Below are 11717 nucleotides of genomic sequence, written 5' to 3'. Positions count from 1 at the left end.
CAGGTCGTTTCATTGTCGGTCGTATGATACAGGATGATGATTTAATTCAAGTGGCTGGCAACCCAATCCAGAACTGGGATGGCGAAGTCGACACCACAGATGCCAATATCCGCATCACTTCAATGCTCAGCAACCGTTTACGTGTTGGCGGTAGTCTTGATTACAGCAACCGCGAAAACAACAGCTCTGTGTATGAATTCCAGCAATACAACTTCGATAGTGTCAGCGGCACCTTCAAAGAAAATGTTGCCACAGACGTTGAGCGCTCAACCTTTAAACTCAATGCCAGCTACCGTATTGCTAGTGGTTACCGCTTACAAGCAGGTTATGACCGCAAAGACATCGAACGCACCTACAGCGACCGTGAAGAAACCAACGAAGATAGCTTATGGGCAAAACTGTCTATTCGCGCTATCGACAACTTCACCATTGATATGAAAGCCGCTCACAGCAATCGCGGTGGCTCTGAGTATCAAGCCACAGAGCTGACTTCAAGTGAAGACAACTCGCTTATGCGCAAGTACTACTTAGCAGATAGAGAGCGCAATGAAGTTGAACTGCGCGTCAGTCACACCCCGCTGGATTGGTTAAGCATCGACTTTACAGGTCGTTATGCCAAAGACGATTACGACGATTACGACGATACCGTCATTGGCTTAACTGAGTCAGAAGATTACAGCTACGACATCAATCTCAATATGCAACTCACCAAGCAGTTCTCTGCTTACGGTTTTGCAGGTCAGCAGTGGATTAACTCAGCTCAAGCTGGCAGCCAAAGCTACAGCGACCCTGATTGGTACGCGGATATCGAAGATGAGTTTATCAACCTAGGGGCAGGCGTAAGCTACGGCGGCCTAATGGAAGACAAGCTCACCCTTGGCGCCGACTACCTATTCAGTAATTCAAGCAGTGACACTTATATGACTGCTGAGGGTACCAGCCCATACGGCGACTACTACTCCTATAACCATAGCGCGAGTCTTTACGCTAACTATGCCTTGAGTGATGACATGGCATTGAAGCTGACTTACCGCTACGAACGCTATTACGACACCGATGACGCTCAAATGACCCCTGATGAAGTGCCAGGCATGGTTACCCTGGGCGAGCTTAATCACAATTATAACGCCCATCAAATCATGCTGAATTTCAGCTATGTGCTGTAGTCGTTTTACAAACGTGCTGAATTTATTTTAGTAAGAGGAAATAATAATGGAACGCAGAAGTTTCTTAAAAATGAGTGCTGCTTTAGGTTGTGCTGCTACAGTCACTGGTTGTAACACCAGTTCAAAAGATGCTGAGCCAGTAGAGCCGCAACCACCTGTTGATGAAACACTAACTTGGTCTGCTTGTTTAGTTAACTGTGGCTCAAACTGCCCAGTTAAAGTTTACAGCCGCGACGGGATGATTACCCGCGTAGAAACTGACCATGAAGTTGAAGACGTATACGGTATGCACCAAGTTCGAGCTTGTGCTCGTGGTCGCTCATTACGTCAACGTACTTACGCATTAGATCGTTTAAAATCACCAATGAAACGTGTTGGTGAGCGTGGCGAAGGTAAATTTGTCCCTATCACTTGGGAAGAAGCTGCTAACACTATCGGTGGCAAACTGACTTCCGTGATTGCTGAACATGGCAACAAAGCTATTTTCAGAAGTTACGGTTCTGGTGCTTACTATGGTTTCGCATCAAATGGTTGTTTCAACCGCTTATTTAACTTAGTTGGCGGTTGCTTACAATACTTCGGTAACTACTCTTGGGCACAACAAACTGAAGCGGCTAAGCACACCTTCGGGACTGGCAGTACTTCTGGTTCTGCAACTGTAACCCTTGAAAGCAGTGACTTCTTATTAGGCTTTGCTTACAACCCAAGCGAAATCCGTCAATCGGGTTCTGGTGAAGGTTACGATTACTTACAAGCATTGCAACGCGCTAATGGCCTAAAAGTAACCATGATTGACCCACGTTACACTGACTCAATGGCAGGTAAAGAATCTTCTTGGTTACCAATTCGTCCAGGTACTGATGCTGCTTTAGCTGAAGCTATCGCTTACCTAATGATCAGTTCAGGCTGGGTTGATGCCAACTCTATCGGTTTCATCAATCAACACAGTGTTGGTTATGACGCAGCTTCTATTGAAGCTCAAATCGCTGAGTTTGAAGCCAGTGGCGATGCAAAGAAAATTGAATACGCTGCAGCAATGAACCCTGAAGAAAACTACCATGATTACATCATGGGCCAAGGTAAGTTCTCAGATCGCGAAGCGCGTACGCCGGAATGGGCAGCTAAAATCACCGGTATTTCAGAAACCAACATCCAGCAAGTAGCTGATGACTTAATGGCATCACAAAAGCCATACATCATCGCTGGCGCGGGTGTTAACCGCCAAGCAAACGGCGAACAAACCGTTCGTGCTATTTACATGCTAGGTGTATTAGCAGGTAAGTTAGGTCGTGAAGGTTCATCAAATGGTGAATTGCCAAACATGACTAACATGTACCGTGCTTCTATCCCAACAGGCACCAACCCAATTAAAGAAAAAATCTCCTTCTTTACTTGGTCTGAAGCGATTCACCACGGCGAAACCATGACAGCACGTACCCATGGTATTACAGGTACTGATGATCTAGACACGCCACTTGGCACTAACATCAAGGTGATCATCTCAGCTTCTGATAGCTCGCTATTAAACCAGCATGCTGACATTAACGGCACAGCTGAAATCTTAAAAGATGAAAGCGGCGTTGAGCTAATCGTATCGTGTGATTGCTGGATGACTCCAGGCGCTAAATTCGCCGATATCATCATTCCAGACACTTCATGGTTAGAGTCAAACGACTTAGTTGATGATTCATACGCTTCTGGCGCAATGGGTTACATCACAGCAATGAAAGCAGCTGTAGACCCAATCTGGGACTGTAAGTCTATGTACCAAGTATCAGCCATGATTGCTGAAGCTATGGGCGTTGGCGCAGCATTCACTGAAGGTAAAACTGAAGATGAATGGTTAGAAGAGTTATACCAACAAACTCGCGACAACAGCAAAAACTTAGGTGTAAGCCCTGCGTTCCCAGCCACTTACAAAGAAGCACAAGAAATTGGTTTCTTCCGTAAGAACATGGAAAACCGCAACGTTGCACTACAAGGCTTTGTGAATGGTGGTGATGCACTTGCAACACCTTCAGGAAAAATTGAAATCCATTCAGCTGAGCTGGCATGGCGCGCAGCGAACTGGGAACAAAACAAAGTTAAAGGCGACACAATCACTGCAATCCCACAATACACAGTGACTTGGGACGGCTACGAAGATGAAGACACTAAAGAAAATTACCCACTGCAATTAGCGGGTTATCACACTAAAGGTCGTACTCACTCTAGCTACCACAATGTACCTTGGTTACGTGAAGCCGTTGAAGATGCAGTATGGATAAACGCGATTGATGCACAGGAATACGGCGTAGCTTCTGGCGACACTGTTGAAATGTATAACGACCGTGGTTCTATCGAAGTAGTTGTACGTATCACCCCACGTGTTGTACCGGGTGTTGTAGCCCTAGGTCAAGGCGCTTGGTTCTTAGCAGATCCAGACGGCCGTACAGGCTCAACAGGTAAAGTGGTTGATATTGGCGGCGCAATTAACTCGCTGACCAAATACATGCCTAGCCCAGTGGCTAAAGGTAATCCACAACACACTAACCGTGTTCAAATTCGTAAAGTTTTATAAGGGAGCGCTACAATGAGCGATGCTATCCAATATAGTTTTTATGTCGATACGACTAAATGTACTGGCTGTAAAGCCTGCCATATCTCTTGTAAAGACAGACAAGGCGAACAAATCCGTAATGCAACTAAGCCAGTTGAAAACGGTGTACCAAGCTTAAACGGCGTGAACTGGCGTCGTGTATATGAATACGGCGGCGGAACATGGGCTGTAGATCCTGCATCAGGCACGTTTGAGCAAGATGTATTTGCTTACTACATGTCTGTAGGTTGTAACCACTGTAGTGAGCCAGTTTGTGTTAAAGCTTGTCCAACAGGTGCAATGCACAAACGTCGTGAAGATGGTTTAGTGCACGTGGCAGAAGACTTGTGTATCGCTTGTGAAAGCTGTTCACGTGCTTGTCCATACGATGCGCCACAATTGGATCAAGAACGCAAAGTGATGACCAAGTGTGATGGTTGTTATGACCGTTTAGCTGAAGGCCGTAAGCCTGTGTGTGTTGAGTCATGCCCATTACGTGCACTAGACTTTGATACTACTGAAAACATTCAGAAGAAATATGGCACAGGTGACGGACATATTGCGCCATTACCTAACCCATCAATCACTACCCCTAACTTGATCATTAAAGCGAATCGTAATGGTCAACCAGCAGGTAGCGGTGCAGGCAACATCTTGAACCCGAACGAAGTATAATCAGATCTGGCAGTGGTGATTCACTACTGCCCTTTTTGAGGAAAAGTTAAATGAGTATTGAACAGTCAGTTGAAACGTTAAGCGAATACCAAGCCATTGCGCGTATTTTGCATAACCTATTTTGTCATTATCCAGAAGCTGAGTTAGTAAACAGCATGATAGAAAATGACGTCGCCGCGACTTGGCCAACTTTTGCAGGTCGTCGTGATAATCAACAAGGACGTGACGCTCTAACAACCTATCTGAATCATTGGAATGAAGCTGAACAGTTACTGGATTTAAAAGTCGATTACGGTCAGCTTTTCTTTGGTCCTGGTGAGCCTAAAGCTATCCCACAAGGTTCTGCTTACTTAGGTGAAGATCAAGTGCATTTCGATGCATCAACCATAGCGTTAATTGATTTTTATAAGCAGCACGGGGTTAACTTCGAGCTAGAAATGCCACAACCTGTGGATCACTTGGGATTATTCTTCAGTGTTCTAGACTCAAGTTTTGGCAAGTTACAAACCGCCACTGATGTTGACTCTGATACCAATGTTGACTCTGACACCGATGTACAGCAGTTAACTCAGTTTATCCAAGTACTATTGCAACAACACATGTTGCCATGGGCTGGTCGCTGTTTAGAGCTAGCAAAAATCAATGCTGAAACCGATTTCTATGTCGGTATTTCACTGTTGGCCAATGATTACTTAGCTGAGCTTGCTGATGCTTTTAAAGTATTACCAATGCCAAGAAAGTTATTCAGATAAGTGAGTTGAGTTAGTTTGATACTCATTAACCATCATTTATAGTAAAAGAGTTTCTGGTTAATTAAGTTGTTTTCGTAGGAGTTGATATGTCAGTGATACATGCCGTAGGCGAACAATGGAATAAGGCCGATTGGTCGCATCAATTGGTATCATTTTGGCAGCAAGACCCCTACGTAAACAGCCTTTTTGCTGGAGCCACCAACGCCACCACCACAGCCAATTTAGTTGCTGCACTCATTGATGAATCACGGCGCCAAGCCTGTTTAGCATCAGAATTTGATAATGCTGATGTATTTAGCGCATTATTCGATTGTTTTTTATTGCTATTCGTCAAAGAAATAAACACCAGCGATCTCGGTCAAGGTGAAGCACTCATCTTGCAAATTACCGAGCATTACGCCAAACAGTGCCTAAAACAAGCTGAAGAACTTGCTGAATCGTCTCAAAGTTACGATGCGAGACAAGCTGCGCTGTGTAATCAAAGCCAAAAAGTCATTTCCGCCATGAATCAACTGTCGCAATTGCGTCAGCAACGCCGCAAACAAAGTCGAAATATGGGCAGTTAAGCTGCATAGTCATCGACAACTGCACTGGTTTTAGGTAATTTCTCTCTTAAGCTCCACACCATTATCAGCATTGAGTAGAAACCTAAGTGAAGACCAATCTCATCACCCCTGAAGGGATGACTAAGCTAAAAACTGAATTGAATTATTTATGGCGAGAATACCGTCCTGAGATCACCAAAAAAGTGACTTGGGCAGCGAGCCTTGGCGATCGCTCAGAAAATGCTGACTACAAAGAAAATAAACGCTTATTACGTCAAATTGATGGCCGAGTCCGCTTTCTAAGAAAACGTATCGAAAATCTAAAAGTGGTCGAATACGCCGCCGAGCAAGAAGGCAAAATCTTTTTTGGCGCTTGGGTTGAAATCGAAAACGATGCCGGTGATATTTTACAATTTCGCATCGTAGGTCCCGATGAGATTTACGGCGATGCTAAAGGTTATATCTCTATTGATGCGCCCATGGCGCGCGCATTGCTGAAAAAAGAAGTCGACGACGATGCCGTCGTTCCTACACCAACAGGCCCACAAGACTGGTATATCAATAAAATTTCCTATACTGCTTTGTAGGTACTAAAAACTTGTCACCTGCCCTATAAAAGAACATTCGTTGCTTAAACGTCAACTTTATGGCGATTTAATCTACAATTTCTTGCCCTATGAAAGTTCTTTACTAAACTTGAGATCCTATTTTTGTTTACCTTGTCTCGAGTAGATAACATAAAAAAGGAACTTTTATGTGCAGTAGAGTCTTCTGGTTGATGTTAGTTGTTGTAGCTGCTTTTTTGATGACAAGTTTCAAGGCGATGCCCAGTAGCCATCTGCCTGCGCACATCATTGGCAATTGGTTAAGTCAGCAAGCAGGTCATATCGAACTCCTGCAAATTAATGAAGATCAAAGCTACCTACAAATTGGTTTAGATTTAAAAAATCCCAGCAATAGCTTCGCAGAATGGGGCAGTTTCGCATTATCTGATACTACAGCGTTTACCAATATGCCGCTGTCCATTTCTTTTAACCCTACTTTCAGTAACAATCCTTCAAAAGGGTTTATTACCCTACTCACTGAGCGAAACCGCAGTCATGTTTACCTTAATAATGATGCTTCGCGGTTACAATTAAATATGGATCGTTTGGGTGATAACTCTATTGATAATATTGTTGAATATGAACAGCTGCGCTCACGGAACATTGAAGGGTACTGGTACAGCCAAGAATTTGATGATTTGTATGCAGTATTGATGCTCGATAATGGCTTGTACGTGCAACTGCAAATTAACTTTGAACATAACGACGAATTAACGGGCATGGAGTGGGGACAATATCAACATCAAGCTGAATCGGACGAAGTTTATTTTCAAGCGCAATTTGATGACAATAACCAAACAGGTTTCAGCCGCTATGGAGAAATTGCCTCAGCAGCGTTTAATGTCAAACTTCACAATGACCAGTTAATATTTCTGCTGGATAACGACGAAGATGGAGTGATTGACACTTTTTCAAAACTAATGCGAAAAAACTGATTTAGTTACAATTTCTAATAATCCTACCAAACTCATTAAATTCACTTAATTTCATAGACTTAATTGAATAAGTTCGTCATATTACCCCAGTTAAAGCATAAACTACTGTTACACCTCTTGTTTGCACTCTATTAAAGTCGCTATATTTAGCTTAATAACTGTATTTAGCGCCGAAATTTAGACAAAAGGATATTTCATGGGCCAGGAAACATCTAAAATTCTCGTTGTCGATGATGACATGCGACTCAGATCATTATTGGAGCGCTACTTACTTGAGCAAGGTTATCAAGTTCGCAGTGCAGCCAATGCTGAACAAATGGATCGCTTATTAGAGCGCGAAAACTTTCATTTACTGGTATTAGACTTAATGCTGCCAGGCGAAGACGGTTTATCGATTTGTCGTCGCTTACGTCAACAAGAAAATCCAATTCCAATTGTCATGCTCACCGCCAAAGGCGATGAAGTTGACCGTATTATTGGCCTTGAACTCGGCGCTGATGACTATTTGCCGAAACCGTTTAATCCTCGTGAATTATTAGCTCGGATTAAAGCAGTTATGCGTCGTCAAACAGCTGAAGTACCAGGTGCACCCGCTCAGCAAGAAGAAGTCATCAGTTTTGGTGATTTCTCATTAAACCTTGCGACTCGTGAAATGTTCCATGAAGATAAAAGTATTGCCCTCACCTCGGGTGAATTTGCGGTATTAAAGGTATTGGTTTCTCACCCAAGAGAGCCATTATCACGAGACAAGTTAATGAATCTTGCCAGAGGACGTGACTATTCGGCATTAGAACGCTCTATAGATGTGCAAGTATCTCGTCTACGTCGCTTAATTGAGGTCGATGCAGCTAACCCTCGTTATATCCAAACGGTATGGGGTCTAGGTTATGTGTTCGTGCCTGATGGCACAGCTCGAGGTTAAGATCTTATCAGCCAGTCCAAAGCAATTAGCCAACCAAAAGCAATCAAACTGAAATGGTGGCAGCGTTTTCTGCCACGCAATTCTTTCAGCCAAACCGTACTGCTCATTGGTAGTTTGCTGCTCATTAATCAACTGGTATCTTATTTATCCGTCACGGTTTACTTCATTAAACCCAGCTATGAACAAATTAACCAACTGATCGCCAGACAGATTAATTTACTGTTCATCGATGGGGTGGAAATTAGCCGTGAACACCTCACCATTGTCGATGCACTCAATGCTAAAGTGCGTCACGATGAAATGAAAATCTATAATCAGCAAGATGCCATTGCATCGGGGCTTGATAGCGCCACATACTATGGTTTTCTGTCTGAGCAAATGTCTGAATATCTAGGTGGTGAGGCCGAAGTACGGTTTTCTCAAGGCACCCAGCTACAAGTATGGATCAGACCACCCCAAGCGCCCACATTATGGATTAAAGTTCCGCTTACAGGGTTAAACGAAAACGACTTATCGCCACTCACTTTATACTTGTTGGTGATCGGTGCATTGAGTGTTGCCGGTGGTTGGTGGTTTGCTCGCAGGCTAAATAGGCCACTTAAACGGTTACAACGCGCAGCTGTTACTGTGTCTAAAGGCGAGTTTCCTAAGCCTTTGCCATTAAGTGGTTCTTCTGAAATTGTCGAAGTAACCCATGCATTCAACCAAATGTCCCATAGCATGAAGCAACTTGAGCAAGACCGCGCCTTATTGATGGCAGGTATTTCTCACGATCTTCGCACCCCGCTCACCCGTATTCGTCTCGCATCTGAAATGATGGTCGATGAAGATAAGTATCTTCAAGAAGGGATCATCAATGATATTGAAGATATGGATGACATTATTAAGCAATTTATTGCCTATGTTCGCCATGACCAAGAGAGCGTACGCGAGCCTAATCAAATCAATCGTTTAATCCAAGAAATTAGCCAACAAGAAGTCAACCGTGACGGTGAAATTGAACTGGATTTACAAGAATGCCCCTTAGTACCATTTCAAAGTGTGGCCATTAAGCGGGTATTGAGTAATTTAGTTGAAAACGGCTTTAGATATGGCGGCGGCTGGATAAAAATCAGTTCAAAACATAAACCTAAATATGTCAGCTTTATCGTTGAAGATAACGGCCCTGGTATTAATGAAGCTAAAATTGATGAGTTATTCCAACCTTTTACCCAAGGCGATAGCGCCCGTGGCTCAGTCGGTTCAGGTCTTGGTTTAGCCATAGTGAAACGGATTATTGACCGCCACCACGGTAAAATTGAATTAAGTAATCGTCCAGAAGGTGGGCTACGAGCACAAGTATGGTTGCCAATCGAAAACAATTAACCCCGATATAAATATGCATATATACTTTATGTAACTAGTAGACTATTTTAAAATCGACTTAATATTGCATATTTATATAAATAATGAATATTAATAAACTATTAAATATGTTTAAAATGCTTTCTAGTATATTCCAACGGAGATAATCCTGATGCTTTGTTGAATAGATGAGATAATTGAGACTGATGTTTAAACCCGCATTCTAAATATGTTCTTTTTAAATCACCTTGATTACGCTCCAATATATTAACTGCCCTTCTGAATCGTGCATCCCTAATTATGTCTTTCACATACAAATCTTTTGCTTTTAATGTTCTTTGTAACTGCCTTGATGACATTCCTAATACGAATGATAATGATTCTAAAGACAACACTGAAACATCAATCATATTAGTCGCTGCAATTACTTGTTCATATTCAGTTATGATACTAGGTTCACGTTGAATTTTATTAATAAAATCAACTTCCCCCTGTGACTTATTTACTTTTATATACAAATGCTTTTTATCAAAAGTGACATTTTCAAAAAGTGCTAGGTTGCGACCATAGTACTCTCTACCAAATGGTAAGCCAGCCTCAACAGAACCATAAAATCCCCTATTTTTCATTACACTAATTAGTGATCCGTATAATATCAAATCGTCAAATTTTGAACTGACAAACTCCAAACCTCGATTAGCTATTAACATTAAGCTATCTGATTCTTCGACCAGTCTCCAATCATAGTTTGCTAATCGATGGGTATATATTTGAAAATATCTAAAAAGAATTTCAGCTTGACTAGCACATGTTTCGAAATCTTTCCCGATAATACGTAACCAATTATCGATTAAGCCCTCAGAGAAATCTAAAAAGAAATAGGGGTTATCAGTATTATTCTCAATGAAATCTAATAATTCATTTCCTGATTTCATACTGATTAATTCTTTATCACCTAAACACTTAAATCTATTAAAACACTCTGGCAAAGAGAATTTATTTGCATCACAACTAGCCAAAACCATTTTAACTGACGATGCTGGCCTTACTTTATAGATCATAATTATTCACATATTTACCCATAAACTCGTTTAGACGATTTTATTAAATTAACGCGATAAAAGTTAATTAAAAATCTATTTTATTGCAACTGTTAAACTAAACATTGATCACTCTCACCTTTGTCACAAATGAACAATATTTTTTCATAAAAAACAATTTCAACAACACTATTATAACTCCATCTATAAAAACCGTTAAATACAATTCTAATTAAGGGTATTTCATGAAGCGGAATATAATATCAATATCAATATCAATATTTATAGTCGTTTTTTTTCTTCCCAGGTTGAACTATGCAGCGCCATGGGATGACATGACAGGTGAAGAAGTTTCTCAAAAACTGGTTGAGAAGTTCGCTGAAGGTAAGTATTCCCCTAAAGGAGCAGACAGCTGCTTAATGTGTCACCAACGCACTGAAGGTGTCGCTGACATTTTCAAAGGTGCTCATGGCGACTTAACCAGCAAAGATTCGCCAATGGCCGGCCTTCAATGTGAAGCATGTCATGGCCCTCAAGGCAACCACAACCGTGGTGGCAAAGAGCCAATGATTCAATTTGGCAAAAACAGCAAATTGGATGCCCCTACCCAAAACACCGTTTGCCAAGGTTGCCATAACGACCCAGAGCAAATGGCATGGCACAGCAGCACCCATAATCTGGAAGAGATTGCTTGTGCTGATTGTCACGTGGTACAYGCMGCTAAAGATCCCGCATTAGAYAAGCTCACCGTCAATGACACCTGTACTAGCTGTCACACCCGCGAAAAAGCTGACATGAACAAGCGCTCTGCTCACCCAATGAAGTGGGACCAGATGACCTGTATCGACTGTCACTCTCCACACGGTTCAATGTCTGAAAGCGCCCTAAATAAACCAACGGTTAATGACACTTGTTATAGCTGTCACGCTGAAAAACGCGGCCCAATGTTATGGGAGCATGCACCTGTCACTGAAAACTGTGTCACTATGAGCTTCTAGCTGTTCAATGCGCTCTTTTAATGCTTTCAGTTCTTCTTCAACAGTGGTTGCATTGGCACTAGTTGATAATGCTAAAGCGATACACGTCGCGGCAAGGGTATAACGAGTCATCATTTTTCCTTTGGGGGGAAGTTAAGGAATGTACTCTATATGTTAG

10 protein-coding genes and 1 pseudogene are annotated in these 11717 nt (G+C 42.2%); 10 read left to right on the top strand and 1 reads right to left on the bottom strand.

What is annotated here, in order from left to right:
• The 9 genes from FNZ24_RS20840 to envZ all read left to right on the top strand — a co-directional run.
• The coding region (locus FNZ24_RS20840; RefSeq protein WP_153916711.1) for an MtrB/PioB family decaheme-associated outer membrane protein at positions 1-1166 on the top strand (1166 nt) is incomplete at its 5' end.
• Between the two features lie 46 nt (positions 1167-1212).
• The gene (locus FNZ24_RS20835) at positions 1213-3726 is read left to right on the top strand and encodes a DMSO/selenate family reductase complex A subunit (RefSeq protein ID WP_153916710.1); all 2514 of its coding nucleotides are present in this window, start codon (positions 1213-1215) and stop codon (positions 3724-3726) included.
• 12 nt (positions 3727-3738) lie between these two features.
• Positions 3739-4419: a DMSO/selenate family reductase complex B subunit gene (locus FNZ24_RS20830; protein WP_153916709.1), complete on the top strand. Its 681-nt coding sequence runs from the start codon at positions 3739-3741 to the stop codon at positions 4417-4419.
• A gap of 50 nt (positions 4420-4469) precedes the next feature.
• Positions 4470-5171 carry a TorD/DmsD family molecular chaperone gene (locus FNZ24_RS20825; RefSeq protein ID WP_153916708.1) on the top strand — a complete coding sequence of 234 codons (702 nt, stop codon included), beginning with the start codon at positions 4470-4472 and terminating at the stop codon, positions 5169-5171.
• Positions 5172-5257: 86 nt separating this feature from the next.
• Positions 5258-5737 carry a hypothetical protein gene (locus tag FNZ24_RS20820; RefSeq protein WP_153916707.1) on the top strand — a complete coding sequence of 160 codons (480 nt, stop codon included), beginning with the start codon at positions 5258-5260 and terminating at the stop codon, positions 5735-5737.
• A gap of 86 nt (positions 5738-5823) precedes the next feature.
• Positions 5824-6303 (top strand): transcription elongation factor GreB, encoded by a 480-nt coding sequence (greB, locus tag FNZ24_RS20815; RefSeq protein WP_153916706.1) that lies wholly within the window; start codon positions 5824-5826, stop codon positions 6301-6303.
• Between the two features lie 167 nt (positions 6304-6470).
• On the top strand, positions 6471-7256 hold the full coding sequence (locus FNZ24_RS20810) for a hypothetical protein (protein ID WP_153916705.1): 786 nt from the start codon (positions 6471-6473) through the stop codon (positions 7254-7256).
• Between the two features lie 196 nt (positions 7257-7452).
• Entirely contained in the window at positions 7453-8178 is a 726-nt protein-coding gene (gene ompR, locus FNZ24_RS20805; RefSeq protein WP_153916704.1) for a two-component system response regulator OmpR, read from the top strand.
• 42 nt (positions 8179-8220) lie between these two features.
• Positions 8221-9543, top strand: coding sequence for a two-component system sensor histidine kinase EnvZ (gene envZ / locus FNZ24_RS20800; RefSeq protein WP_153916703.1), 1323 nt, complete (start codon positions 8221-8223; stop codon positions 9541-9543).
• A gap of 101 nt (positions 9544-9644) precedes the next feature.
• On the opposite strand, the gene FNZ24_RS20795 is transcribed toward envZ, so the two are convergent.
• Positions 9645-10583, bottom strand: coding sequence for a helix-turn-helix domain-containing protein (locus tag FNZ24_RS20795; protein WP_153916702.1), 939 nt, complete (start codon positions 10581-10583; stop codon positions 9645-9647).
• 224 nt (positions 10584-10807) lie between these two features.
• Between FNZ24_RS20795 and FNZ24_RS20790 the strand changes: the two are divergent.
• Positions 10808-11548, top strand: a pseudogene (locus tag FNZ24_RS20790) (DmsE family decaheme c-type cytochrome); the annotation flags it as partial.
• Positions 11549-11717 lie beyond the last annotated feature (169 nt).

Source organism: Shewanella sp. TC10, from assembly GCF_009663145.1.
In the GTDB taxonomy this organism is placed as follows: domain Bacteria; phylum Pseudomonadota; class Gammaproteobacteria; order Enterobacterales; family Shewanellaceae; genus Shewanella.
Note: the sequence above shows the minus strand (reverse complement) of the source record. Positions and strands in the feature narration are given on the sequence as shown.

Coding starts and splice junctions, on each gene's coding strand:
- FNZ24_RS20830 (WP_153916709.1), top strand. CDS start 3,739: ATGAGCGATGCTATCCAATATAGTTTTTATGTCGATACGACTAAATGT.
- ompR (WP_153916704.1), top strand. CDS start 7,453: ATGGGCCAGGAAACATCTAAAATTCTCGTTGTCGATGATGACATGCGA.
- FNZ24_RS20820 (WP_153916707.1), top strand. CDS start 5,258: ATGTCAGTGATACATGCCGTAGGCGAACAATGGAATAAGGCCGATTGG.
- FNZ24_RS20795 (WP_153916702.1), bottom strand. CDS start 10,583: ATGATCTATAAAGTAAGGCCAGCATCGTCAGTTAAAATGGTTTTGGCT.
- FNZ24_RS20825 (WP_153916708.1), top strand. CDS start 4,470: ATGAGTATTGAACAGTCAGTTGAAACGTTAAGCGAATACCAAGCCATT.
- FNZ24_RS20835 (WP_153916710.1), top strand. CDS start 1,213: ATGGAACGCAGAAGTTTCTTAAAAATGAGTGCTGCTTTAGGTTGTGCT.
- FNZ24_RS20810 (WP_153916705.1), top strand. CDS start 6,471: ATGTGCAGTAGAGTCTTCTGGTTGATGTTAGTTGTTGTAGCTGCTTTT.